The sequence below is a fragment of the Kitasatospora sp. NEAU-CNBT7 genome (assembly GCF_057220535.1).
The window spans coordinates 346,383-372,256 of record NZ_JBXQQB010000004.1 but is presented as its reverse complement, the minus strand read 5'-3'; the positions used below and the strand labels follow the sequence as shown (position 1 = coordinate 372,256).

Annotated in this window: 19 protein-coding genes and 1 tRNA gene; 14 read left to right on the top strand and 6 right to left on the bottom strand. The window is 73.5% G+C overall.

Annotated features, from left to right (window positions below; all coding sequences use genetic code 11):
* Positions 1-56 precede the first annotated feature (56 nt).
* The 3 genes from scpB (at position 57) to AC2TEW_RS08270 (ending at position 3,150) form a co-directional block, all read left to right on the top strand.
* Positions 57-638: an SMC-Scp complex subunit ScpB gene (scpB, locus tag AC2TEW_RS08280; protein WP_484622717.1), complete on the top strand. Its 582-nt coding sequence runs from the start codon at positions 57-59 to the stop codon at positions 636-638.
* 55 nt (positions 639-693) lie between these two features.
* Positions 694-1,971: a pseudouridine synthase gene (locus AC2TEW_RS08275; protein ID WP_484622689.1), complete on the top strand. Its 1,278-nt coding sequence runs from the start codon at positions 694-696 to the stop codon at positions 1,969-1,971.
* A gap of 198 nt (positions 1,972-2,169) precedes the next feature.
* Positions 2,170-3,150 (top strand): TrmB family transcriptional regulator, encoded by a 981-nt coding sequence (locus AC2TEW_RS08270; RefSeq protein ID WP_484622688.1) that lies wholly within the window; start codon positions 2,170-2,172, stop codon positions 3,148-3,150.
* A gap of 62 nt (positions 3,151-3,212) precedes the next feature.
* Here AC2TEW_RS08270 and AC2TEW_RS08265 read toward each other — a convergent pair whose 3' ends face one another.
* The 3 genes from AC2TEW_RS08265 to AC2TEW_RS08255 form a co-directional block, all read right to left on the bottom strand.
* The gene (locus AC2TEW_RS08265; RefSeq protein ID WP_033820860.1) at positions 3,213-3,575 is read right to left on the bottom strand and encodes a DUF952 domain-containing protein; all 363 of its coding nucleotides are present in this window, start codon (positions 3,573-3,575) and stop codon (positions 3,213-3,215) included.
* Between the two features lie 93 nt (positions 3,576-3,668).
* Positions 3,669-5,288, bottom strand: a complete 1,620-nt coding sequence (locus AC2TEW_RS08260) for a DUF4139 domain-containing protein (protein ID WP_484622687.1) — start codon at positions 5,286-5,288, stop codon at positions 3,669-3,671.
* Between the two features lie 5 nt (positions 5,289-5,293).
* A complete protein-coding gene (locus tag AC2TEW_RS08255; protein WP_484622686.1) occupies positions 5,294-7,390 on the bottom strand; it encodes a DUF4139 domain-containing protein in 2,097 nt (698 codons plus the stop codon).
* 406 nt (positions 7,391-7,796) lie between these two features.
* Between AC2TEW_RS08255 and AC2TEW_RS08250 the strand changes: the two genes are divergently transcribed.
* From AC2TEW_RS08250 to der, 3 genes are all read left to right on the top strand, one after another.
* The gene (locus AC2TEW_RS08250; RefSeq protein ID WP_484622685.1) at positions 7,797-8,882 is read left to right on the top strand and encodes a prephenate dehydrogenase; all 1,086 of its coding nucleotides are present in this window, start codon (positions 7,797-7,799) and stop codon (positions 8,880-8,882) included.
* Between the two features lie 173 nt (positions 8,883-9,055).
* Positions 9,056-9,769 (top strand): (d)CMP kinase, encoded by a 714-nt coding sequence (cmk, locus tag AC2TEW_RS08245; RefSeq protein WP_484622684.1) that lies wholly within the window; start codon positions 9,056-9,058, stop codon positions 9,767-9,769.
* 147 nt (positions 9,770-9,916) lie between these two features.
* Positions 9,917-11,371 carry a ribosome biogenesis GTPase Der gene (gene der / locus AC2TEW_RS08240; RefSeq protein ID WP_484622683.1) on the top strand — a complete coding sequence of 485 codons (1,455 nt, stop codon included), beginning with the start codon at positions 9,917-9,919 and terminating at the stop codon, positions 11,369-11,371.
* A 245-nt stretch (positions 11,372-11,616) separates the two neighbouring features.
* Here the strand turns inward: der and AC2TEW_RS08235 are convergent, their stop codons facing one another.
* On the bottom strand, positions 11,617-12,213 hold the full coding sequence (locus AC2TEW_RS08235) for a hypothetical protein (RefSeq protein WP_484622682.1): 597 nt from the start codon (positions 12,211-12,213) through the stop codon (positions 11,617-11,619).
* Positions 12,214-12,443: 230 nt separating this feature from the next.
* The gene (locus tag AC2TEW_RS08230; protein WP_484622716.1) at positions 12,444-13,424 is read right to left on the bottom strand and encodes a DUF8842 C-terminal domain-containing protein; all 981 of its coding nucleotides are present in this window, start codon (positions 13,422-13,424) and stop codon (positions 12,444-12,446) included.
* Positions 13,425-14,072: 648 nt separating this feature from the next.
* Between AC2TEW_RS08230 and AC2TEW_RS08225 the strand changes: the two genes are divergently transcribed.
* The 8 genes from AC2TEW_RS08225 to AC2TEW_RS08190 all read left to right on the top strand — a co-directional run bounded on the left by AC2TEW_RS08225 (position 14,073) and on the right by AC2TEW_RS08190 (position 23,563).
* Positions 14,073-14,858: a transglycosylase family protein gene (locus AC2TEW_RS08225; protein WP_484622681.1), complete on the top strand. Its 786-nt coding sequence runs from the start codon at positions 14,073-14,075 to the stop codon at positions 14,856-14,858.
* Positions 14,859-15,164: 306 nt separating this feature from the next.
* Positions 15,165-15,641, top strand: a complete 477-nt coding sequence (locus tag AC2TEW_RS08220) for a transglycosylase family protein (protein WP_484622680.1) — start codon at positions 15,165-15,167, stop codon at positions 15,639-15,641.
* 143 nt (positions 15,642-15,784) lie between these two features.
* The gene (locus AC2TEW_RS08215) at positions 15,785-16,522 is read left to right on the top strand and encodes an alpha-ketoglutarate-dependent dioxygenase AlkB family protein (RefSeq protein WP_484622679.1); all 738 of its coding nucleotides are present in this window, start codon (positions 15,785-15,787) and stop codon (positions 16,520-16,522) included.
* A gap of 269 nt (positions 16,523-16,791) precedes the next feature.
* On the top strand, positions 16,792-17,655 hold the full coding sequence (locus AC2TEW_RS08210; protein ID WP_033825766.1) for an acyl-CoA thioesterase: 864 nt from the start codon (positions 16,792-16,794) through the stop codon (positions 17,653-17,655).
* 120 nt (positions 17,656-17,775) lie between these two features.
* On the top strand, positions 17,776-18,564 hold the full coding sequence (locus tag AC2TEW_RS08205) for a DUF1684 domain-containing protein (protein WP_484622678.1): 789 nt from the start codon (positions 17,776-17,778) through the stop codon (positions 18,562-18,564).
* Positions 18,565-18,792: 228 nt separating this feature from the next.
* Positions 18,793-20,139, top strand: coding sequence for an MFS transporter (locus AC2TEW_RS08200; protein WP_484622677.1), 1,347 nt, complete (start codon positions 18,793-18,795; stop codon positions 20,137-20,139).
* Positions 20,140-20,319: 180 nt separating this feature from the next.
* Positions 20,320-20,393 (top strand) — tRNA-Pro (locus AC2TEW_RS08195).
* A 1,055-nt stretch (positions 20,394-21,448) separates the two neighbouring features.
* Positions 21,449-23,563 carry a reverse transcriptase domain-containing protein gene (locus AC2TEW_RS08190; RefSeq protein WP_484622676.1) on the top strand — a complete coding sequence of 705 codons (2,115 nt, stop codon included), beginning with the start codon at positions 21,449-21,451 and terminating at the stop codon, positions 23,561-23,563.
* A 127-nt stretch (positions 23,564-23,690) separates the two neighbouring features.
* Here AC2TEW_RS08190 and AC2TEW_RS08185 read toward each other — a convergent pair whose 3' ends face one another.
* Positions 23,691-25,832: a UvrD-helicase domain-containing protein gene (locus tag AC2TEW_RS08185; RefSeq protein ID WP_484622675.1), complete on the bottom strand. Its 2,142-nt coding sequence runs from the start codon at positions 25,830-25,832 to the stop codon at positions 23,691-23,693.
* Positions 25,833-25,874 lie beyond the last annotated feature (42 nt).

Sequence of the window (25,874 nt, the reverse complement as noted above, 5' to 3'; positions counted from 1 at the left end):
AACCGGAGCCCGACACCCCCGGGGTGCCGCTGCGGGCCGCCCTGGAGGCGGTCCTGATGATCGCCGACGAGCCGGTGCCGGAGGGCCACCTGGCCGCCGTGCTGGAGCGTTCCCGGGCGGAGGTGGCCGCCACGCTGCGCGAACTGGCCGCCGAGTACACCGCCCAGGGCCGCGGCTTCGACCTGCGGGAGGTGGCCGGGGGCTGGCGGTTCTACACCCGGGCAGACTGCGCGCCGGCCGTCGACCGCTTCGTGCTGGACGGCCAGCAGGCCCGGCTCACCCAGGCCGCACTGGAGACGCTGGCGGTCGTCGCCTACCGGCAGCCGGTGTCGCGCGGCAGGGTCTCAGCGGTACGTGGTGTGAACTGTGACGGCGTGATGCGTACCCTGGTACAGCGAGGACTGGTGGAAGAAGCCGGCTCCGAGCCCGAAACAGGTGCGATCCTGTATCGGACGACGAACTACTTCCTGGAACGGATGGGGCTGCGCGGCTTGCACGAGCTGCCGGAGCTCGCGCCCTTTCTGCCCGAGGTCGACGACGTGGAAGCGGAGTCCCTCGAAGGCACGGTGATCGCGGAGGCGGTCGCGGCCGCGCGAGCGGCGGGCGACCGCGACGAGGCGGGTCGGGAAGTGCGGTGAGGTCGGCCGGCACGACTTGCACTTCCCACGACGGAACACGACGTACGGACATTTGATGCGTAGCAGTGGCAACGGCAGGAACAGCAGCGGCGGCGGCCAGGGCGGCCGCAGCGGCGGTCAGGGGCGGGGCGGCCAGGGGCAGGGCGGCGGCCGCAGCGGCGGCTCGTCGTACGGCGGCGGCAGCGGCCGTCCCGGCGCCGGGCGCGGCGGCTCGTACGGCGGCGGCTCCGGCGGTGGCCGGGGTGGCTCCGGCAGCTCCGGCGGCTACTCCCGCGACCGGCGCGACGACCGCCGTGACGACCGGCGGGACGACCGCCGTGACGACCGGCGCGGCGAGGAGCGCCGCTACCCGGACCGCCCGCTGCGCCCCGAGGAGCGCCGCTACGACCGCCCCGAGTTCGGTGGCGGCCCGAACGCGACCCCGAGTCGCGGCGGCTACGCCGCGCGCCGCCCGTCCCCGGCGCCCAAGCCGCGCCGCGAGGGCCAGGGTGCGCCCGGCGACCCGCGCCGCCAGCCGCAGCGCTCGCGCGAGCTGCAGGCCCGGATCGAGGACGCGGTGCTGGCCCGGCACGACAAGCCGGCCGTCAAGCTGCCCAAGACCTTCGGCGAGCCCGAGGGCGAGCGGCTGCAGAAGGTGCTGGCCCGGGCCGGCATCGGCAGCCGCCGCGCCTGCGAGGAGCTGATCGAGCAGGGCCGGGTCGCGGTCAACGGCAAGCAGGTCACCGAGCAGGGCAAGCGGGTCGACCCGGAGAACGACGAGATCAAGGTCGACGGCCTGACCGTCGCCACCCAGTCGTTCCTGTTCTTCGCGCTCAACAAGCCGGCCGGCGTGGTCTCCACCATGGAGGACCCGGACGGCCGCCAGTGCCTCGGCGACTACGTGACCAACCGGGAGACCCGGCTGTTCCACGTCGGGCGCCTGGACACCGAGACCGAGGGCATCATCCTGCTCACCAACCACGGCGAGCTGGCCCACCGGCTGACCCACCCGAAGTACGGCGTCACCAAGACCTACCTGGCCGCCATCCAGGGCCCGATCCCGCGTGACCTGGGCAAGAAGCTGTCGCAGGGCATCGAGCTGGAGGACGGCTTCGCCCGCGCCGACAGCTTCAAGGTGGTCTCCAACATCGGCAAGAACTACCTGGTCGAGGTGACCCTGCACGAGGGCCGCAAGCACATCGTCCGGCGGATGCTCGCCGAGGTGGGCTACCCGGTCGACAAGCTGGTGCGCACCCACTTCGGTCCGATCGCGCTCGGCGACCAGAAGTCGGGCTGGCTGCGCCGCCTGACCAACCCCGAGGTCGGCCGGCTGATGAACGAGGTCGGCCTGTAGGGTCCGCCGCTGTTCCCCGGGCCCCTCCGCCGCTGGTGGAGGGGCCCGGGTGCTTTTGCCAGAGCTTGGTGTGAGCCTCGCCGCAGTGCCTTGTCAGCGCGCGGATCCGTGGCACAGGATGGCCACGAAAACTCGCCTTCTTCGATGGCGTAATCACGCCACGGCCCAGCCGTGGCCGGGGGTGGGGGAAGGAGCGGCATGCTCGACGCATTCGGAGTGCTCGGCCTCGGACGGCCGGACGGGCAGGTGTACGCGGAGCTGGTGATCGCACCGCAGTCGACCGCGGGTGAGCTGGCCGACCAGTGCGGCCTGACGCTCCGGCAGAGCCAGGACGCGCTCGACCGGTTGGCCGACCAGGGGATGGCCACCCGGGCGCCGGTGGACCGCGACCGCTACCTGGCGGTCGCCCCGGACGTCGCCATCGGCACCCTGATCGGCCACCGCGAGGCCCAGCTGCGCAGCGCCCGGGCCGAGATGCACCGGCTGATGGACGCCTTCCGGGAGGCCTCCCGGTTCACCGACCCGGCGCACTCGGTGGAGGTGCTCACCGGAGGCGAGGCCATCGCCCAGCGGCTGGAGCACCTGATCGAGACCAGCCACTACCAGGTCCGCGGCTTCGACTGCCCGCCGTACATCCAGGACCCGGTGGCCAACCTGCCCCGGCAGCGGGCCAAGCTCCGCTCCGGGATCCGGTTCCGCACGGTCTTCGACAAGGAGGCCATCGCCTGGCCGGGCCGGCTGGAGAAGGAGATCCTGGTCGGCGTCGAGGACGGCGAGGAGGCCCGGGTCCGGCCCACCCTGCCGATGAAGATGATGATGTCGGACGACCGGATGGCGATCATCCCGATCAGCGTCGGCGACGCCGTCCTGGACGCCGCGTACGTGATCCACCCGTCGGCTCTGCTCCAGGCGCTCGACGCGCTGTTCGAGGCGGAGTGGGAGCGGGCGGTGCCGCTGCAGACCGCGATCGGCGACGGCGACGGTGCGGCCGGCCCCGACGCCGACCACCTCAAGCTGCTCGGCCTGCTGGCCGCCGGCCTGACCGACGAGTCGATCGCCCGCTCGCTCGGCTGGAGCGCCCGCACCACCCAGCGCCGGCTGCAGGGCCTGATGCGGGAGCTGGGCGCCACCACCCGCTTCCAGGCGGGCATGGCGGCCCGTGAGCGCGGCTGGCTCTAGCGGCGCCGGGCCCGGCCGGGCCGTGGCGCAGGGGGCCTGGCGGTCGCGGTGGGCGCGACCGGTCAGCTCCAGGGGATGAGGGTGGCCCAGAGCCCGTCCGGCCCGCGTTCGAGCTTCTCCAGTCCGAGCACCGCGGTGCGGTTGAGCCGGCCGTAGATGTGCGGGAACAGCGCGCCGGGCGTGGCGCCGGGCGGCGGCCCGCCGGTGGCGGCCTCCCACTTCACCATCGGCTCGACCAGGCTGTCCTCGATCAGCAACGCCATCAGCGGGTCGGGCGTGTCCCGGTAGAAGGCGTTGGCCACGGCCAGCAGGGTCGGCTCGTCGGGCGAGCAGTGGATGAAGCCGTCGGTGAGCAGCGAGGCCGCCGTGTAGGGCCGGCCGGGGTCGCGCAGCCAGTCGTCGAGGGGGGCGAGATGGTAGATCATGCCTCTTTTGTACCGGATGGGTACCGGAGTTGACGGCGTGGATCCTGCCGGCCGCGCCCCGGACCCCCGGTCACCGCCCCGCCCGGGGGCGGATCACAGGCCCGCCACCTTGGCCGTGCCCGACACCTCGTACACCAGCGTGACGGTGCGGCGGCCGCCCGGCGGCAGCGCCACCTGCCAGCGGACGATGCCCTCGGCGTCCAGTTCGTCCGGCGCCGGGACGCACGACTCCTTGCGCAGCCGGACCTCGACGGCCGACACCTCGGAGACCGGGATCCGTTCGCGGACCGCCACCACCTGCTCGTCGTGCTCCTCCGGACCGGAGAAACGGGACAGGTGCAGCCGTACCGTCCGGGTGACCACGGTGCGCTGGGTCAGCCCGGCCGACGCGCGGCTCTCCTCGGTCTCCCGGACCACCCGGTAGCCGTCCGAGCTGCCGAAGGCCAGCTCGGCGGGGGCGCCGGGCGCGGTGAAGGCGAGCTCGCCGCGGCCGGTGAAGCCGCTGCCGCGGATCAGGTCGACCGGTCCGGCCAGCAGCGCGTGCCCGGAGTCGTTGCGGAACCGGACCACCTGGGTGACCAGCGGGGACAGCTCCGGCGCGCAGGCGTACTCGCTGCTCGCGGTGGTGTCGAGGACGTCCAGCGGGATCCGGTGCGCCCGGCCGTCGGCCGGCACCGAGACGGCGTGCGGTGCCCGCAGCACCCGGACCTCGCCGCCGTCGTCCACCCCGGGCAGACCGTCCAGCGGCGCCGGGCCGGTGCTGCCGATCTCCTCCTCGCGCAGCTCCACCTCGACCGTGCGGCGCTCCTCGGCGGAGCGCTCGCGCAGGGTCAGCCGGTCCTCGGTGAGCCTCGGCGGGTCGGTGGCCAGCGCGGACCGGGCGGTGGAGAAGGACATCCGCGCGCCCGACCAGTCCTCGCCGGTGCGCTGCCAGACCACCGCCTCGGTCTCCAGCCGCAGCCCGTCACCGGCCAGGGTGGCCCGGTAGGCGGGCCGCCACAGCGCGCACGGCGTCAGGTGGCCGAGCCGCAGCCCGACCGGACCCGCGGTCTGCGCCTGCACGGTCAGCTCGACGTACGCGACCAGGTCGGCGGGGTCCTGCTCGGCCTCGTCCAGCGCGCGGACGGCCTCGGCCAGCTCGTCGGAGAGCGCGGCCAGCCGGGCCCGGGAGGCCCGCAGCCGCTCGCCGCAGTCCTCCCGTGCGGCGTCGACCCGGTCCAGCTCGCGGGACCACCGGGCCCGTTCCACCTCGCCGAGCCCGGCTCCCTCGCCGATCTCCCGCAGCAGGTCGGCGGCGAGCTGCCCGAGCAGGGCGAGCCGCGCCTGCAGCCGCTCCTGCTGCCGGCCCTCGGCGAGCTGGTCCCGGGTCAGGGCGTGGATCCGGTGCCGCAGCGGCGAGTCGTCATCGGTGGGCGGCAGCGGCGCACGGGGGGTCCAGCTGCGGACCAGCCGTACGTCCAGCACCTTGGCCGGGACGTCCGTGCCCGTGCCTGCGTTCGCGTCCGCGGGGGTCAGCTCGGCGTGCAGGGTGCGGTCGACGGCCAGCGCGGTGACCGGCCCGAGGCGCAGCCGCTGCACCCCGGCGGCCAGGTCGAGCACGGTGGTCCGCTCGACCTGGGCGCGGTCCTCCAGGCAGGTGACGGCCGTGACCGGCAGGGGGATCGGTGCGGCGGGCGCCGTGGCGTCCGGGCGGGTGGTCGGCTCGGTGGTCATGGGTGTCAGCTCCTGCGGTTGCCGTCGACCAGGGCCTTGCCGGCCGGGATGCGGATCTCGTAGCCGCCGTCGAGTTCGGCGGTGCCGCCGGCGGGCAGCTCCACCCGCCACAGCCGGGCGCTCGGCGGGTAGCTCCCGGACGGCTGCTCGGGCGCCCGCCAGCCGGCCCGCTCCTCGATCCGGACGTCCGGGTCGGAGCTGACCGGCACCCGCTCGCGGACCTCCACGACGGCCGGCCGGGACAGGCGGTTGGCCAGCTCGATGTGGACCCGGTGGTCGAGCACGGTGGTGTTGTTGAGCATCCCGGCGGTGGACTCCCGCAGGTCGGTGCGGCGGGCCACCCGGATGCCCTCGGCGAGGCCGAGGCCCACCCGCCGGCTGCCGCCGGGCGCGAGGGTCGGCAGCGCGGCGGTGAGCAGGTGCTCGTCGTCGACCGACACCTCCACCGGGCCCGCGAGCAGCGCCTGGTCGGTGGCGTTGGCCAGCACCAGCGTCGCGTACACGGCCTCCTCGACGGCCGGCACGCAGACGTACTCGGTGCGCACCCCGACCGGCAGCACGGCGACCGTGACGGTGTGCCAGGTGCCGTCGGACGGGATGTCGGCCGGCGCGGCCGCGTCGAAGCGGTGGTCGAACGAGCCGGCCGACTCGCGCGGACGCACGGCGTGGCCCGGCAGCGGGAGGGCCGCCACCTGCTCGGCCCGGCGCCGGTACTCGGCGGCCACCGGGTCGGTGCCCTGCCGGGGCAGCAGCTGCCCGCGGCGCGGACCCGGCTCGCCGGGGCCGGCCAGGGTGAGCGCCGCGTAGTCGAGCAGCGCCGCGTCCGGCTGCGGCGGGCCCGGCGGCGGAGGCGGCGGGGACGGCTCGTACGCCTTCTTGGCGAGCGGCTCCGCGGCCACCCGGGACCGCAGGACGTCGGCCCGCGGCGCGCTGCCGCCGAAGCCCGCGGACCGGACGGGCATCGCTGCCTGCGGGGCCGGCGGCGGCGCCCCGCCCGGGGCGGCGGGCCAGGGGGCCGCCGGAGGCTCCGGGACGCCGAGCATGCCGCCGTAGCCACCTGCTGCCTCGTGGCCCGGCGCACCGCCCACCGCGACCGGGGCCGGCGGCGGGGCGGCGAAGGGCACGGCGGCGGGCCGCGCGGCGGGCGGCGGCAGCGGGAGGTCCCGGCCGGCGGCGGGTGCCGGGCCCGCCGCGTCGTAGTCCGCGAACAGCCCGGCCAGCCCTGCGGGTGGCTCGCGCCACCCGGACGGCGCAGGCGCCTGCTGACGGCGGCCGATCCGGACCGACCGCAGCCGCGGCAGCTCGGTGCGGCGCCGCAGGTCCGCGGTGGACAGCGACAGCCGCACTCCCGTCCAGTCCTCGCCCGAGCGCTGCGCCACCGAGGCGCGCAGCACCAGCTCCGCGGTGGGTTCGCCCTGGCGGTGGCTCAGCCGGTAGGTCGGCACCCAGACCGCGCCGGGCACGCCGTACTCCAGCTCCAGTTCGACCGCGTCGGTGCCGGCACCGAGGACCGTGAGCAGCGCGGTCGCGCCGGTCGCCACCGGCCGCGCCGGAGCCGCGTCGGACGCCCGCGACAGCTCGTCCTCGGCGACGGCGAGCGCGTGCTCGGCCAGCCGCAGGTCCTCGGTCAGCACGGCGGCCCGCTCGTGCAGAGCGGCCAGGCGCTCGTCGACGAAGTCGGCCAGCTCCAGCCAGGCCTCCGCGGGCGTACGGCGGTGCGGCTCCTCGCGGCGGCGCGGCGGGGGGACGGCCCGCAGCGCGGACACCTCCGCGATCAGCCCGAGCTGGCGGGTGTGCCGCTCGTCCGCCGCGTCCCGCGCGTCGCGGGCGACCTCCAGGCGGCGGCGCAGCCCGGGCAGGTCGCCGGGGTCGTGGAGCTCCGCCTCGACCTCCAGCCTGGCCTCCGTCACCCGCGCGCCGCCCTCGCCGAGCACCCGGGCCCGCAGCGACCCCGCGTCCAGCGACCGCGGCAGCCCGGCGAGCCGGACCCGGCCGTCGGGCGGTACGACGCCGCGGGCCCGTCTGCGGCAGAGTGCGCCCGTGGCGTACACCGTGACGGAGTCGAGCTCCGACTCCCAGCCGCGCGCTGTCCGGTCCGTCACCCTGCTGCCCCCTTCGCCTGCCTGCCTTGTCCTGCTCTGCTCTGCGTGCCCTGCTCTGCTCGCGCTGCCTGCGGTCGGGTCGCCCGCTCCGGCTGCCGTGGGCGGCGGTCCGTCCTGCGGCGGTCCGTCCTGCGGTGTTCCTCCTGCGGCGCTCCGTCCTGCGACGGTCCGGGCCAGTCTGCCGCGCCCCGACCCGGCTGTCCGGTGATTTCCGGGGCAGGTCCGCGGCGCGTCGGGGGTGTGGACACCGCAGGCGGGCGTGCGGTTCCCGCCGGGCCCGGTGGTTCGGGTGCGCCCTGCCGGTGCCGGCGGGAAGGCTCCCTTCCGGACACCGCGTGCGGCGGCGGGACGCCGTGAGGGAGGATGATCGGACCCACGCCACCGGCACCACAGGAGACCCGCACCCATGCGCACCGCCGTCGTCGTCGGCACCGGACTGATCGGCACCTCCGCCGCCCTCGCCCTCAGCGGCCGCGGGGTGAGCGTCCACCTGGAGGACGCCGACCCGGACGCCGCCCGCACCGCGGCCTCGCTCGGCGCCGGTACCACGGACCCGGCCGACGGCCCGGTCGATCTGGCGATCATCGCCGTACCGCCCGCCCTGGTCGGCAAGGTGCTCGCCGACTGCCAGCGCCGCGGCCTGGCCCGCTGGTACACCGACGTCGCGAGCGTGAAGGCCGGGCCCCGGGCGGACGTGGTCGCGCTCGGCTGCGACACCGTGCACTACATCGGCAGCCACCCGATGGCCGGCCGCGAGCGCTCCGGCCCGCTGGCCGCCCGCGCCGACCTGTTCGAGGGCCGGCCCTGGGTGCTCACCCCGACCCCGGACACCGACACCGGCACGCTCAACGCGGTCCTGGAGCTGGTCGCGCTCTGCGGGGCCATGCCGATCGTGATGGACGCGGCCGCCCACGACCGGGCCGTCGCCCTGGTCTCGCACGCCCCGCAGCTGGTGTCCTCGCTGGTCGCCGCCCGGCTCGAACACGCCGACGAGACCGCCGTCCGGCTCTCCGGGCAGGGCGTGCGGGACGTGACCCGGATCGCCGCATCCAACCCGGCCCTGTGGGTGGACATCCTCTCCGCCAACGCCGGAGTGGTCGCCGACATCCTGGAGGAGGTCGCCGCGGACCTCGGCGGGACCGTCACCGCGCTGCGCGCCCTGCAGGCCGCCGACGAGGGCGAGCGCCGCTCCGGCGCCGCCGGGATCGAGGCGGTGATGCGCCGCGGCAACACCGGGCAGGCCCGTATCCCCGGCAAGCACGGCGCCCCGCCCACCCGGTACGAGACGGTCACCGTCGTCCTCGGCGACCAGCCGGGCGAGCTGGGCCGGCTGTTCGGCGAGGTCGGCGTGCTCGGGGTGAACATCGAGGACGTCACCATCGAGCACTCCACCGGCCAGCAGGTCGGCCACGTCCACCTCGCCGTCGCCGCGGGGTCGGTCAAGCCGCTCACGGTCGGGCTGCGCGAGCGCGGCTGGAGCGTACGGGACTGACACCGGGGGATCCGGGGCTGTGGGGGCGCGGGCCACCGGGGCGCGGCGGGGGCGGTGGGGGACCGGGGCGGGCGCCCGGAACCCCCGTCGCCCGACCGGGTGGGGCGGGAGCCGTCCCGCGGTCGTCTAACCTTGACGTAGTCACCCTGGTTGTATGGAGAGAGGTTCGCCCCGTGGACACTGCCGACCGAGCGCACGCCCCGGTCGTCGTCGCCATCGACGGACCCTCCGGCTCCGGCAAGTCGACCGTCTCCCGGGCGGTCGCCGCCCGGCTCGGGCTGAGCTTCCTGGACACCGGTGCCATGTACCGGGCGATGACCTGGTGGATGCTGGCCAACGACGTCGACGTGGACGACCCCGAGGCGGTCGCCATCGCCTGCGGCAAGCCGGTGATCGTCTCCGGCACGGACGCGGCCGGCCCGACCATAACGGTCGACTGCCAGGACGTCTCCGGCCCGATCCGCGGCCCCGAGGTCACCGCCCAGGTCTCCGCCGTCTCCGCCGTGCCGGCCGTCCGCGCCCGGCTGGTCGAGCTGCAGCGGGGCTGCGCCGAGGTCGCCGAGCGCGGCATCGTCGCCGAGGGCCGTGACATGGGCTCGGTGGTGTTCCCCGGCGCCACCGTCAAGATCTTCCTGACCGCCTCCGAGACGGCCCGCGCCGAGCGCCGGGCCGCCGAACTGCGCGCCAAGGGCGTCGACGAGGCGACCATCACCGCGATGGCCGCCGACCTGGCCCGCCGCGACGCCGCCGACTCCTCCCGGGCGACCGCCCCGCTGACCCAGGCCGCCGACGCGGTCCTGGTGGACACCAGCGCGCTCACCCTGGACCAGGTGATCGACCGGATCGCCACCCTGGTGGAGGAGCGGGCCGGCCTGTCGGCCGTCTGACCCCTCCGCCGTGCCCGCCGGCCTCGCCGGCGGTACCCGTAGACCCGCGGTAACCGACCGCACCACGCAGTACTCGCGCTGCCCGCCAGGGCAGGTACGCACGGCGCGCCCCTGGGAAGGGCCGCGCCGGGAAATGGAAAAACGAAGATGAGCAACGAGACCCCGGCCGTGCACGGCGAGCTGGACTCGGCGGAGTACGCCGAGTTCATGGCCCTCGCCGCCGAGGAGGGCTTCGACTCCGAGGAGATCGACGCCGACCTCGACAGCGCCTCCGCCGGTCCGCTTCCGGTGCTGGCCGTCGTCGGCCGCCCGAACGTCGGCAAGTCGACCCTGGTGAACCGCATCATCGGCCGCCGTGAGGCGGTCGTCGAGGACCGCCCGGGCGTCACCCGCGACCGCGTCACCTACGAGGCCACCTGGAACGGCCGCCGCTTCAAGCTGGTCGACACCGGCGGCTGGGAGCTCGACGTCCTCGGCCTCGACGCGATGGTCGCCGCGCAGGCCGAGCTCGGCATCGAGACCGCCGACGCGGTCCTGTTCGTGGTCGACGCCACGGTCGGCGCGACCGACACCGACGAAGCCCTGATCAAGATCATCCGCAAGGCCGGCAAGCCCACCGTCCTGTGCGCCAACAAGGTCGACGGCCAGTCCACCGAGGCCGAGGCCGCCTACCTCTGGTCGCTGGGCCTCGGCGAGCCGTACCCCGTCTCCGCCCTGCACGGCCGCGGCTCCGGCGACCTGCTGGACGCCGTCCTGGCCGCCCTGCCGGAGGCCCCGCCGCAGACCTTCGGGGCCGGCAGCCTCGGCGGCCCGCGCCGCGTCGCGCTCATCGGCCGCCCGAACGTCGGCAAGTCGAGCCTGCTCAACAAGGTCGCCGGCGAGGAGCGGGTGGTCGTCAACCCGCTGGCCGGCACCACCCGCGACCCGGTCGACGAGCTCATCGAACTCGGCGGCAAGACCTGGAAGTTCGTCGACACCGCGGGCATCCGCCGCCGGGTCCACCTGACCGCCGGCGCCGACTACTACGCTTCGCTGCGCACCTCCTCCGCACTGGAGAAGGCCGAGGTCGCGGTGGTCCTGATCGACGCCAGCGAGACGCTGGCCGAGCAGGACACCCGGATCATCTCGATGGCCGTCGAGGCGGGCCGCGCCGTCGTGGTCGCCTACAACAAGTGGGACCAGCTCGACGAGGAGCGCCGCTACTACCTCGAGCGCGAGATCGAGCGCGACCTCGTCCAGGTCCAGTGGGCCCCCCGGGTCAACGTGTCGGCGCTCACCGGCCGGCACATGGAGAAGCTGGTCCCGGCGATCGAGACCGCGCTGGCGGGCTGGGAGACCCGGGTCCCGACCTCCCGGCTGAACGCCTTCCTCGGCGAGCTGGTGGCCTCCCACCCGCACCCCGTCCGGGGCGGCAAGCAGCCGCGCATCCTGTTCGGCACCCAGGCCGGTACCCGGCCGCCGCGGTTCGTGCTGTTCTCCTCCGGCTTCCTGGAGGCCGGCTACCGGCGCTTCGTCGAGCGCCGGCTGCGCGAGGAGTTCGGCTTCGTCGGGACGCCGATCTCGATCTCCGTCCGGGTGCGGGAGAAGCGCCGCCGCAAGTAGTCCGGCGGGTGGGGCGCCCGGCGCGGCCGGGCGGCTGCTTCGGGCGCCCCGGCCCGGTCGGTCCCTGACCGGGTGCGCCGCGCGGTGATGAGCCGGGTGGCGGGACGACTGGCGGGACGACTGGCGGGACGAGTGGAACGACGGCGGAGGCCGGGCAGTCACGTACTGTCCGGCCTCCGCCGTCTGTGCGTCGTCTGCCGTCTGCGCGTGCCGTGTGCCTGACGTCGGCCGACGTTGGGCAGTCGTCAGCTCGGGCCGGTGGCCCGGCCCGGCGGGAGCGAGAGCATCGAACGGTGTCGGCCGCCCGGGCCGACGCCGTTCCCGTTCCCCGTTCCGCTCTCGGAGTTCGGGGGAGCGGACGCCACCGATCCTGCCGCGGTACCGGGGGCGGCCGCCGCGGACTGGGACGGCGCGAGGTAGCCGGCGGCCACCCAGCCCTGGCCGTTGGCGGAGCCGGGTGCGGGTGCGCCGCCGTACTGGCCGGGCCCGGTGTTCCCGGCGGCCCCGCCACCGCTGCCGCCGTTCCCGAACGTGCCACCGCCCGCGAACGCACCGCCCCCGAATGCGCCGCCCCCGAACTGGCCGGGCGCCGACTGCTGCGCGGGCATGAACTGCGGCGCCCCGTGGGTCTGCCCGGCGAAGGTCTGGAAGCTCTGGTGCTGCTGGTACGGCATCAGTTCGTGCCGCACCGGCTCCCGTACGGCGAAGCCGGTGAACCGCATGTTCTCCTCGTCCGACCGGTCGCCCGGTAGCGCACGGAAGAGCCGGCGGTACTCGGAGTACAGCGTGTCGTAGATCGGGGTGGCCGAGGACGGGTGCTCCGCGTCGTACGACGGGCGCATGCTCGGGATGGAGCGGCCGGCGGCGGAAGGACGGCTGGGGGAGGCGACGTCATAGCTGTACACATGGGGGCCAACGAGTGAGCCGGTCAGGGGATGCGGGGGTGATGCACGGCGCCCTGAGCTACTGAGGGGCGGTCACCGCGCGCCACACGCCCCCCAGCTGTCACACGCGCGGCGTGGGCCACCGACGTCGGCCGCTGGGCCGCCCAGGTGCCCCAGTGGCCAGTTGCTCAGGTACCGGCCAGCGGGAGCATGCCGGCCACCAGGCGCCCCTGGCTCGCCGCCCGGTCCAGGGCGAACCGCAGCAGGTCCTCCCGGGGCTGGCGGCCGATGGTCTCGGCGGGCACCGCGTACATGATCACCTCGGACTGCTTGGCCGCCGCGGCCCGCCAGGCGTCGGTGACCTGCAGCGGCTGGTGCGCCTGCCACCAGGCGGCGCTGCCACCGGTCGCCGAGGGCTGCAGGATCGCGTGCAGCTGACCGATTGCCATCAGCACCGACCATCCGGCCAGCGGGCGTGCCGGGGCCTGGTTGACCTCCGTGACCTGCTGGAAGCCGTGTTCGACGAGCAGGGAGAGGAACTCGTCCTCGCCGGAGTTGCTGCCCGGCCGGCCGACCGGACCCGTGGGCTCGACCACCAGGGCGGCGTGCCCCGTGTCGCCGCAGAGCACCAGTCCGCAGGTCACGCCGAGGACGGCCGGCTGGTTCCCGGCGACGGGTGCGGCGCCCGCAGGAGCGCTCGGGGCCACCGGCGCCACCGGCGCCGTCGGGGCCGTCGGGGCCGTCGGGGCCGTGGGGTCCGAGGTGGCGGGGCCGGCCGCCTGGACCGAGGCGGGCGCCGGGAACCCGGCCGATGCGGGGATCCCGGCCGACGTGGGGATCCCGGCCGACGCGGCGGGTCCCCCCGGTACCGGTGGCGCGGCCGGGCCGGTGGCGCTGCCCTGGGTCTGGCTGATGCTGCGGACCGCCCCAAGCAGCTGCTCCTCGGAGACCGTCACCACCTGGGAGGGGATGCAGCGGGAGTGCGCGAAGGCGAGGACCGCGGTCTCGTCGCCGACGAACAGCACGGTGCTGGTGGGCTCCCGGAGGGAATCGCCGGGCTGCCGGCACGAGGTGCAGTCATAGGCATCCGGCGCGTGGGCGCCGCCCAGCAGGCGGTCGGCCTCGTCGTCGCCGATCTCGGCTCGTACGTCCTCGCTCACATCGAGCATGCGCGGCACGAAGGCTCCTCTGTTGTGGTCTGGTCCGGGACATGGGTGTCGGGGAATCGCGGCGGTCGGTTGGGACCCGGCACGGACGCGCGCCCGGCCGCCATTACCAACGGGCCCCTGTGGCAGGGGTCACGGGTGAGCCCGGCTCCGACGGGATTTGCCGCAGATCTGACTGCTGTGGGTGAGCGAGTGGTCGCATCGTGTCGATGATGTGCCCGACCTCACAGGGCTTCAGAAGTGGCCCGGGCCACACCGGAGCGTGATTTGAACTTCGCAAATGTGGTCAAAACGGTCATTTGGCTTTGATTTGCTTGATCAATACCGTCGGTAACCCTCGATTGACCTGGGATGACCCGAAAACGTTTGGCGCTCCCTTATCCGGCTCGTAGCTTCGTTCCCAGTGCAACGAGCACTACCCGGGCTCACCCCCAGGTGCCAGAGCGGCCGGCTGACCACCGGCGACGCGAAGGGCACCGGCCGGAGCGCAGACCCCGCGAGCAGCGGGCGCGGCGCACGGCAGCCGGAAGGGTGGCCGGGACGGCACGGCACGTCGGACACGTGCACAGCCGTCCAGCGGACGCGGCGAACGGAACCACGCCCCCAGGGCCTGGTTCCGCATGCCCGCCCGGGGCCTTTGAGAGGACACTCATGACCTTCCGTAACGAGACCGCCGCTGCCACCACCACCGCCACCAAGCGCAACCGCGTGCGGATGGCCGTTCTGGGCAGCGTCGTCGTTGCCCTCCCGGTGGCCGGCCTCGTCACGGCCACCTCGGCCTCCGCCGCCTCCGTGTCCACCTGGGACAAGGTCGCGCAGTGCGAGTCCACGGGTAACTGGAGCATCAACAGCGGCAACGGCTTCTACGGCGGCCTCCAGTTCACCTCCAGCACCTGGGCCGCCTACGGCGGTACCGCGTACGCCCCGCAGGCCAACCTGGCCACCAAGGCCCAGCAGATCGCCGTCGCCGAGAAGGTGCTCGCCTCCCAGGGCCCCGGCGCCTGGCCGGTCTGCTCCGTCAAGGCCGGCCTGACCGCGGGCGGCGCCCCGGCCCAGGTCGACACCGGCGCGGCCGCCGCCAAGACCGAGACCCCGAAGCCGGCGGCCCCGACGCCCGCCGCGCCGAAGCCGGCCGCCCCCAAGCAGGACGCCGCCAAGCCGGCCGCGCCCAAGCAGGACGACCGCGCCAACCGCAGCACCGAGCGTCAGCCGCTGGTCGCCGAGGCCCCGAAGGCCGCCGAGAAGCCGGCCCCGGCCGCTCCGGCCGCCCCGGCCGAGAAGACCAACGGCGCCGACTACACCGTCAAGAGCGGTGACACCCTGAGCGACATCGCCGCCGCCAAGGGCCTCGACTGGAAGACCCTGTACAAGAACAACGCCGGCGTCATCGGCGGCAACCCGGACCTCATTCTCCCGGGCCAGGTCCTGTCCGTCTGACGGACCGGACCTGAGGATCTCCGACGGGTCTACGGATCTACGGATATACGGATCTGAGGGATCCGCGCATGTCTCCCGCATCGGCGTCGCCTGACAGCGCCGTCCGAGCGGCACCCACCGCAGGCCGCCGGCCGCACCCCACCGGGGTGTGACCGGCGGCCTGCGGGCGTTTCGGGTGGTGGGCGGTTGATGGCTGGTGGCTGATGGCTGGTGAGGAGCCGGTCGGTGCGGGGGTGAGTGCCCGGACGGCCGCGTTCGCGGCCGTCGCCGCAGGCGTCCGGGACCGGTCACCCCTACCGTCGGTGGATGGGCCTACCCGCGCTGAACCGGGTGCCGGCGGTCGTCACGGCCACCGCTGTCGCCGCCGCCGCCGTCACCGTCGCCGTCGCCGTGCTTGCCGGTGTTCCCCTTCAGGCGGCTGCTTCTTCGGGGGCTGTGGCCGTGGCCGCGAGCCCGGCCTCGACCGCCGTCCGCATCGCTTCCGCCGTCGTGCGGGCCGGCGGCACCATGCGGGCCGCGCGCCGCACCCCCGACGAGATCTGGGACCAGATCGCCGAGTGCGAGAGCGACGGCGACTGGCAGGCCGACACCGGCAACGGCTACTACGGCGGACTGCAGATCTGGCCACCCACCTGGCGCGAGGCCGACGGCCTGCGCTTCGCGGCCCGCCCCGACCTGGCCACCCGCCGCGAACAGATCACCGTCGGCGAGGAGATCCTGCGGCAGCAGGGCTGGGAGGCCTGGCCCGGCTGCGCCGCCGACCTCGGGCTGCTGCCGGACTGAGCGCCCCTGGAGCCCTCCGTCTCGCGCTGCCTTCGTGCTCTACGGTCGTGCTTTGCGGTCGAGTTCTGCCCTCGAGCGCTGCCGTCGGGCAGCGCGGCCCGGGAGGCCGGTTCGCCGCCCGGCGGCGGTGCGAGGATGGGGACGTGCCAGGCGAACTGTTCCCCCGCGAACGCTCCGACCCGGCCCCCGGGGCCGTCCTGCTGCCCGACTGGCTCACCTTCGCCGAGCAGCGCGAACTGGTCGAGGCCTGCCGCGAGTGGGCGCGCCCGCCGGCCGGCCTGCGGACGGTACGCCTCCCGACCGGCGGCGAGATGTCCGTCCGTACGGTCTGCCTGGGCTGGCACTGGTACCCGTACGGCTACGCCCGCACCGTGGTGGACGGCGACGGCTCACCGGTGAAGCCCTTCCCGCCGCTGCTCGGCGCCCTCGCCCTGCGCGCGGTCGCGGACGCCTACGGTCCGGGCACCGGTGCCCACGCCCCGGACCCCGAGGCGGCCGACCCGGGCGCAGCCGGAGGCGGCCCGACGGGGGTGCCGCCCGAGATCGCCGGTGCGGCCGGATACGCCCCGGACGTCGCGCTGGTCAACCACTACGCCGAGGGTGCCCGGATGGGCCTGCACCGCGACCGCGAGGAGCGCGTGGACGCCCCGGTCGTCTCGCTGTCACTCGGCGACAGCTGCCTGTTCCGGCTCGGCAACACCGAGACCCGTACTCGCCCCTGGACCGACCTCGAGCTGCGCAGCGGTGACCTGCTGGTCTTCGGCGGCCCGTCCCGGTTCGCGTACCACGGCGTGGTCCGTACGCTCCCTGGCACCGCGGATCCGGAGCTCGGGCTGAGCGGCCGGCTGAACATCACCGTCCGGCAGTCCGGGCTGAGCTGATCCCCGGGCCCCGCAGCTGCCGCCACCCGTGCTGCCGCCTCGTGCGCTGCTCCGCCCGGACTGCCCCCGCCCGGTCCGCCCCGCCTGCGCTGCTCCGCCCAGTCCGCCTCGCCTGGGCTGCCCCGCCAGCCCCGGGCCGCTCACCCGGACGGCGGGAATTCCCCGGCGGCGCGCAGACTTCTGGGTAGACGAAGGCGGCGGGACCGGGTGGAGCATGCCATCCGGGGCCGGCCGCGGGCCGGGAACCCCGGCCCGGAGAGGGAGAGATCATGGGAACGCCCGTCGACCAACTCGTCGATCTGCTGGACCTGGAGCAGATCGAGCTCAACATCTTCCGGGGCCGCAGCCCCGAGGAGGCCCTGCAGCGGACGTTCGGCGGCCAGGTGGCCGGCCAGGCGCTGGTGGCCGCGGGGCGCACGGTCGAGGACGGGCGACCCGTTCACTCGCTGCACGCCTACTTCCTGCGCCCCGGCGTGCCGGGGGTGCCGATCGTGTACCAGGTCGACCGGATCCGGGACGGCCGCTCCTTCACCACCCGCCGGGTCCTCGGCATCCAGCAGGGCCGCTCGATCTTCGCGCTCACCGCCGACTTCCACCTGCCCGAGCAGGGCGGTATCGAGCACCAGGACGCCATGCCCGACGTCCCCGCGCCCGAGGACCTGCCGAGCGCGCTGGACGAGGTCGGCTCCAAGCTCGGCGAGCTGCCGCCGTTCATCAGCCGCCGCCAGCCCTTCGACATCCGGTACGTCGACCGGCTGAGATGGACCAAGGAGGAGCTGGTCGGCGTCCAGCCGCGCAGCGGTGTCTGGCTGCGCACCAACGGCGCGCTGCCCGACGACCCGCTGATCCACGTCTGCGCGCTCACCTACGCCAGCGACATGACGCTGCTCGACGCGGTCCGCGCGCCCGTCGAGCCGCTGTGGGGCCAGCGGAACTTCGACATGGCCTCGCTCGACCACGCGATGTGGTTCCACCGCCCGTTCCGCGCCGACGACTGGCTGCTGTACCAGCAGGAGTCGCCGATCGCGCACGGCGCCCGTGGCCTGGCCCGCGGGGAGATCTACGACCGCAGCGGGCAGCTGGTGGTCTCCGTCATGCAGGAAGGGCTGTTCCGGCCGCTCGCCGGCCGCTGAGCCCAGGCCCCCGGGGCCGGCGGCCGGCGCCCGACCCCGGGGCGGACGCACAGATCGAGCAGATCGAGCACCGCGCAATCCGTCCAACCGATCGAGCCACAGCTGGGAGGGGATGGTCCGATGACCGCCGCCGAGGACTGGAAGCACTGGACCGAGGCCCGTACGGCCGCCGTCAGCGCACCGCACGGGCCGCTCGCGCTGACCGGGACGCACTGGCTTGCGCCCGAACCGGCCGGGATCCCCGGTCTGCCCGGCCGCTGGTGGGCCGCCGACGGAGCGGTCCGGGCGAGCCTCGCCGCCGCCGACGGGGTCCGGCCGGAGGGCACCGCCGAGGACGGGCCGGCCCTCGACGGCGAGGTGACGCTGCTCCCGGACACCGACCCGGCGTCCCAGCCGCTGACCTACGGCGACATCCGGCTCGTCCCGATCGAGCGGGAGGGCGAGCTGGCGCTGCGGGTCTTCGACCCCGCCTCCCCGGCCCGTACGGCGTTCGCCGGGATCACCGTGTACCCGTACGCGCCGGAGTGGGCGGTGCAGGCGGTCTTCACGCCGTTCGAGGACCGGCAGGCGGTGGTGGTCCCCAACGCGGACGGCCGGGAGCGCCCGCTGGACGTGGCCGGCCGGATCGCGTTCCGCCTGGTGGGGGAGGACCACACCCTCACGGTCAGCCGCTCCGGCGACCGGCTCTCCGGGGTGATCGCGGACGGCACCAGCGGCCGGGAGACCTACCGCTTCCGCTTCATCACCCTTCCGGCGCCGGACGCCGACGGCCGTACGGTGCTGGACCTGAACCACGCCTATCTGCCGCCGTGCGCGTTCGCCGACCACTTCGTCTGCCCCTTCCCGCCGCCGGGGAACCGGCTGACGGTCGCGGTGGAGGCGGGGGAGAAGCAGGTGCTCTCGAAGTGACCGCGGGCGGTGCGGCCGGGCGTCCGGGCTGTTTGGGTTGTGGTCCCGGGGTGACCCCGGCGTGGGTGCCGATGGGCGGGTGGACGAACATAAGTCTCTGTGTCGACAGAGCAACCAACCGCCGCTGAGACCCCCGCCGGTTCCCCCGAGCCCGCGGCCCCTGCCGGCCCCGGGGAACCAGGGGCCCATCCCGACCTGACGGCCGCCCGGCGCCCAAGCACCGGCCGGTTGTCCGCGGCCGCCCGCGGCGCCCTCGCGGACATCGGCCCGATCCGCGACAACCCCGACTACCGGCGGGTCTGGCTCGGCCAGTCGGTCTCCGCCATCGGCCAGCAGATGACCGCGGTCGCGGTGGCGGTCCAGGTGTGGGACCTCACCGGGTCCACCTTCGCCACGGGCCTGGTCGGCCTGTTCTCGCTCGGCCCGCTGATCGCGTTCGGGCTCTACGGCGGGGCCGTCGCCGACCGCGTCGACCGCCGCAGACTCGGCCTGACCGGCTCGGCCGGCCTGGCCGCCGTCTCGGCGTTCCTGGCCGCCCAGGCGCTGCTCGGACTCGGCGTGGTCGCGCTGCTGTACGCGGCCGTGGCGGTGCAGGCGGCCTTCTTCGCGCTCAGCTCCCCGGCCCGGTCGTCGATGATCCCGCGCCTGGTCCCGCGTCACCAACTGCCGGCCGCCAACGCCCTCAACACCATCAGCATGAACCTCGGCATGACCGTCGGCCCCATGCTCGGCGGCATCCTGATCGGTGCGTACGGCGTCCGCGCGGCCTACCTGGTCGACACGGTCGCGTTCGGCGCGACGATCTACGCGATGTGGCGGCTGCCGGCGATGCGGCCGCTGGCCGCGGATGGCGGTGCGGGTGCGGGTGCGGACGGCGGCGCGGTGCCGGACGGCGGTGCGGCGGCGGATGGCGGCGCAGGGGCGGAAGGCGCTGCGGCGGACGCCTCGGGCGGCGAGCGCAGGCGGGCCTCCGTCCTGGACGGGCTGCGCTTCCTGCGCGACCAGCCCAACCTGCGGACCAGCTTCCTCGCCGACCTCGCCGCCATGATCTTCGGCCTGCCCCGCGCCCTGTTCCCCGCCATCGCCGTCGGCTTCTACGGCGGCGGGCCGGGGACCGTCGGCCTGCTGGTCGCCGCACCGGCGGTGGGCGCACTGGCGGGCGCCCTGTTCTCCGGGTGGATCGGGAGGGTGCACCGGCACGGGCTGGCCGTCCTCGCGGCGGTCTGCGCCTGGGGGCTGTCGATCGCGGCGTTCGGGCTGGTCCGCGAGCTGTGGCTCGGGCTGCTCCTGCTCGCGGCGGCGGGCTGCGCGGACACCGTCAGCATGATCTTCCGCAACACGATGATGCAGGTCGCGGCCCCCGACGAGATGCGAGGCCGGCTCCAGGGCATCTTCATCGTCGTCGTAGCGGGAGGCCCCCGCCTCGGCGACTTCGAGTCCGGCACCGTCGCCTCCCTCTGGTCACCCACCGTCTCCGTCGTCACCGGCGGCCTCGCCTGCGTCGCCGCCGTCCTCCTCCTCGCCGCCCGCCGCCCAGCCTTCCTCCGCTACGACGCCCGCCACCCCACCCCCTGACCTGCCCCTTCCCCCAGACCCCGGCCCCGGCGACACCCCCACCACGCCGCACCCGCGCCCACGGAAACCTGGCAGCGAGCACCCCTCCACGTGCTGTATTGTTTTCCACGTCGCCGGGAGACCGGGGACAAGGTCGAGAAGCCAAAGATCGCCGCAAGGTGACCGGAGGCGCCGAGACCACGGGACGTGGCGCAGCTTGGTAGCGCACTTGACTGGGGGTCAAGGGGTCGCAGGTTCAAATCCTGTCGTCCCGACAGTGATGTCGGAAGGCCGTTGGCTGGGAGAAATCCCACGTCAGCGGCCTTTTTTGCTGATGGTCCAACAGGTAGTCGACGGCCGTGGCGCCGCTGCTTTGCGATCTTGCCAGGGGCCAGCCGGGGACCGCAGCCGCTGGCCGCGGGGCCGCGCAAGCTGCTGCAGCGGCCTCACGCCTGTGTCTAGACGGGGTCGCTGGCCTGCCAGCCCGGAGGGACCTTGGGCAGATCGATCAGGGCGTCGATACTCAGGTGCTAGGACGCTTGACGCATGCGGCCGCCGCGAGATGATCAAGGGTCGTGTCGACCCTTGAAGATCGTGCGATGACCGCGAGCCATAGCGCAGACCTGCCCAAATGAAGGGCGTTGTTCGACCAGCCCATGGCCCGGGGTTGTGGGCCTCATTGGAGAAAGGTGGAAACCTCGCGCCACCGCCCGCGCCAATCTGCTCGGGTTGCTGTCCGGCGCCGGACCTCCTGGTGCCGCTGGACGGCCCCGGCCATGCTCGCGCACGCCTGCCTCGCCATCACCTCCGTCGATGCCCTCGTCGCCGTCCTGCTCATAGGTGGCGGTTTGTCACATCCGCAGGCTCCGCGGGTCGACGAGGTTTGCCGGCTCGGCACGGCTGCGACAGCTCGTGCGGTGGTTGCCCCAATGTTGGCTGTCGACGCTGTACGCCGGGAGGTCAGGTCGGCGGAGAGGGGCGGCCGGCGTGGCGAATCGATGAGACAGAACATCCATGCCGGTCAGGCAGAGTTCGGCGTCCACCGAGGTGGCGTGTCCGATGTGTCAGCAGGCTGTCCCCTGTGCGGAGTTCGACACTTGGGGGGCTACCATCGGACTCAACGCAGTCGGCGGGTCTCAGGAACCCATCCCTGGCGATGGGCCCTCCGGCCTGGGGCGCTTTGGTGCTGATCACATCAGGCGGCCGGGGTCGGGGCCCCGTGCTTGCACGGGGCGGCGGAGGGATACAGCGGACCGCCCGGGAAGGGGCGGTGGAACGCTCAAGGTGAGGCTTGCCGGCTGCGTCTCACAGGCGGGAACGAGGCGGCTCGGTGACGACGGCAGACGACTTCGCGGACTTTACCCCGGCGCATTTTCTCAAGGCGGTGGTGAGCGGGTCGATCTACCCGTACATCGAGCATCGGATCCCCAAGCGCAGTGGTGGCTTGAGAGCCCTGCACGCCCCGGTTCCGAGGTTGTCCGGAATACAGCAGGAGATCCTTGCCCGGCTGGAAACGCTTCCGGCTGAATCCCAGCCGCACCCGGCGGCGTTCGCCTACCGAGGTGGTCGCTCGGTCGTGGACTGCGCTGCCGTTCACCTGCGCGCCCACACCGTGATTCGCCTGGACATTGCCGACTTCTTCGGGAGCATCCGGGAACGGCACATCCATGCCGCCCTGAAGGATTCCTGGGCGCGCCCGGCGGAGCGTGAGTACCGAATCGATCTCGTGAGGGACAGCGGCCGTCTGGAGATCGGTTTGCGGCGTACGGGCCGCACCCTCAGCACGTACACCATGGCCCGGCTGGTCACGGTGTCACCACCTGCGCCGAGCGCGACCTGGACGAACCGTGCCACCGGGTACCGAAACGTGCATCTGGAGGCCACCGGGCAGACCTTCTCCGTTCGTCGGCCGAGCTTGGTTCACCAGCACACCCGTGAGGGGTTCCTGCCGCAGGGTGCGCCGACGAGCGGGTACCTGTCGAACATCGTCATGCGGGACGTCGATGCTGTCGTCACCTACCAGGCGGAGTCCTTGGGGCTGCGCTACACCCGCTACAGCGACGACCTGTACTTCTCCAGCCGTGGGCTCGTCCACCACGAGGTCGTCGACCGTCTTGTGGCGGGAGTGAAGAAGGCCCTGGAACCGCTGGGCATGAGACTCAACGCGAAGAAGACCTATGTGGCCCGTCCGGGCGCACGTCGGAGTGTGCTGGGCATACTCGTCGACGGCCCCGTTCCCCGCCTGACGCGTGAGTACAAGCGCCGCATCACCAAGCATGTGCGAGGGGCGGCCTCGTTCGGTGTGGAGCAGCATCGCCGGCACCAGAAGTTCGAGGATCTGGCGGCGCTGGACGCCCACGTGACCGGGCTGCTGTCGTTTGCGCACATGGTCGAACCTGGCTGGGCGGAGAGGCAACTCGCGGACTGGAAGCGGTTGCGCGGGATTCCCCTCAAGGTCGAGGAGCCGGTGATCGGCCAGCTCGGGCTCGATCTGCCGTGGGAGGAGGAGGTCGAAGCCTCCCAGGAAAACCTGGCCAAGGCCTCGATCGACGACCTCGTTCGTGGCGCCCAGCGCTATCGTTCGTCATCGGACTACCTGGAGATGCTCGACTTCGTCGGCCGGTTCAAGCGGTATGCGCCGTTCAACGCGATGGTGGTCCACATTCAGAAGCCGGGAGCACGGTATGTTCTCTCCTCCTCGGAGTGGAAGTCGAAGTACTGGCGAGTCCTCAAGCCCGGCGCCCAGCCGCTGCTGATCTTCCAACCCCGTGGGCCCTACATGCTGGTGTACGACGTCGGGGACACCGAAGCCCTGCCCGGGGCCCTGCCGCTGCCCAAGGCGATCACGGCCCCGGTGTCGGTGTCCTGCCGAGCCGAGGAGAAGGAGGTGGCCGAGGTCTGGCGTCACACCGAGACGAACCTCGCGCCTCTGGGGATTCGGCTCACCCTGGTCAACCACGGTGCCACCTCCTGCGGGCGCACGTACCGCAGCCGGCAGCAGGGACTGGTCGAGCGTCCTGGCAGTAGGCCTGGAGACAGGCCGGAGGCATACCCGACGCTGTTCGAGATCGAGGTCAACCGGAACCTGCCACTGCTGGACCGGTACGCCACGCTTGCCCACGAGCTCGGCCACCTGTTCTGCGGGCACCTCGGCGCAGGTCCCGGGGGCATCTGGCCCGACCGGCACGTGAAGCCCTCCTCGGACTTGGAGGCCGTGGAGATCCACGCGCGCAACGAGGTCGAGGCCGAGTCGATCGCCTACATGGTTCTCCAGCGGCTTGACCCTGATGTTCGGATGGGTGACTACATCGCCGGACATCTCGGCCCCACCCAGCAGGTTCCCGGGACGGTCGCCCTCAATCTCGTGTTGAAGGCGGCCGGCCTGATCATGGATATGGGCAGAAAGCGTATTCCCGCCTCCAAGCTTCGGAGGGGCAAGGAATGATCGGGGGCACTCACGGCCCGAGCGTCGGGGCAGGGGAGAGACGTGGGTTCCGGCTGCTCCGCACCGGAGCGCACTGACCAGCCGCAGGTCTCGGCCCCCTACCTGATCCTCCGGACTTCAGGGGCCATCACGTCCGTTCCGAGGGCGGGAGGAACGCGCTGGGCTCCCCGCTCCATGTCACCCGTAGTGCTTCCCGTGCGCGGGTGCAGGCGACGAACAGCAGACAGCGTTCGCGCAGCAGGTCGGCATGGTGCTGCAGCGGGTCGACGTCGGCAGGTGTGATCTCCCGGGGGAAAGGCACGACATCGGCAGAGGCGCCGTGCACGGCGACCGCCCGGAACTCCAGCCCCTTCATGGAGTGCATCGTCGCCAGCCGCACCCCGGGACTGCCGGCCATGGCCTGTCCCTTGACGCGGGCGATCGGCACCCCAGCCGCCTTCAGCTTCTCCTCGGCCTTGTCCAGGGTCAGGTTGAAGCGGGCGCAGACGCCGATCTCACCAGGTTCGATGCCGTCGGCGATCCACTCCTGGATCTGTTCGACGAGTGCCGTCACCTCCTGCTGCCGGTTCGCGTAACCGAGCATCTCCGGTCGACGGCCGTGCAACAGCGAGCGGTAGCCGGCCAGGGAGTCGGTGCCGTCGCCATCCAGGGCGTCGACCGTCACCGGGGCGAGCAGTCTCGCCGACCAGGCCAGGATCTCCTCCGTGGAGCGGTAGTTGACGCGCAGCCGGAAGCTACGCCCCGAGGTCCGGATGCCGAGGGAGCCGAGTGTGACCCGCGAATCGTAGATGCGCTGGTGTGGGTCGCCGGTGAGGAAGAGGTCGTCGGGGCCGGTGGCAACGACCGCGCGCAGCACCCGCCACTGGGCCGGGTGCAGGTCCTGGGCCTCGTCGACGACGACGTGCCGATACGTCGGCCCCCGTTCGGAGAGCAGGTCGGCAGCCCGGGCGCAGATGCGCAGGTGGGTCGTCTCGCCGCGGTCGCGCAGGGTCTGTTCGAAGAGCTCGACGCCCTCCCACAGCAGTTTGCGTCGGCCCGGGCCCAACCCGGTCCCCCGTCCGTTGCGGGGGGCCGCGAGGTAGGAGTCGAGGTCGCGCAGGTTCTGGCCCAGCACGACGTGACGGTACTCCTGCGCGAGGAACCGTTCGGTGAACGGCAGGTCGAGCCGCTCGGCGACCCTGCTCCACAACTGGTGCTGCTCCCGGTCGCCGAGTGGCTGCGGTACGCGCGAGTCCCGGCCGCGCACGATCCCGTTGGCGTAGGCGTCGACTGTGGTGACGTCGACCCGTTCGAGCAGCGCATCGTCGCCGTCGAGGAGGAGGTCGAGATTCTCCCGCAGGCCGGTGGCGAGCGCGTTGGTGAACGTCGCGAGCAGGATCCGACTGTCGTCGGAGCGGCCCAGCAGGTGCTTGACGCGGTGCAGGGCGGCGACCGTCTTGCCCGTGCCCGGGCCGCCGGTGACCTGAACCGGGCCGCCGTAGGAGGTGCGGTAGGCGACGCGCCGCTGGGACGGGTGCAGGAAGACGCGCCAGGCGGCGAACGGCTTCTCCAGAACCTCCTCCAGTTCCTCCGCCCCGGTGACGATCCGGATGCGTGCCGCGGTGTTCGCAATCACGGTGGCGAGGTCCTCGACCGGCTCGGACGGGGCGTCGGCCGGACGGCGCACGGTGACGACGTCCCGGTAGACGTCTTCCGGGGTGAAGCCCTCCGCGAGGTACTGGAGGACTTCCAGCTGGTCTTCCGGGAGCAGCGTGGCGAACGCCTCCAGCTGCGCCTTGTCCGAGATGGAGCGCACGGCGCGCAGGACCTGGTCGTCGATGCCGAGTTCGCGCAGCTTCCCGTCGGACACCTTTGCGAAGAGCAGCTCGGGTGCTCGGCGGGCCGCTTCCTCGTACATGGGAGTCAGCTGGTCGATGGCGACGGCGTTGCGGACCTCCAGGGCCCGGGTGGCGGTGTTCGCGCTGTAGAGCCGCTTGGCCGCCCAGGAGTACGCATCGTCGTGCGGCAGGACGTTGACCAGCAGGAAGACGTCGCTGCCGTCGTCCGGGGCGAGCACGACGCCGCGCCAGAAGTCGGTGATGCGGATGGTCCGCATCCGCGGGTCGCGCGACTTCGCCACCGACTCCAGGTGCAGGCCCTTGTCGGCGTTCAGGTCGGCGGCGCTCAGGGCCTGGAACTTCGCCATGGCCTTTCGGACACCGGCGCGGATCGGCTTGTCCAGGGTGTCGTAGCCGTCCCAGAAGCTGTTGGCGAAAGCGAGTCGGGGCATGATCCCTCTCGGGTCCGAGTAGAGGTCGCGGTGGAGTGACGG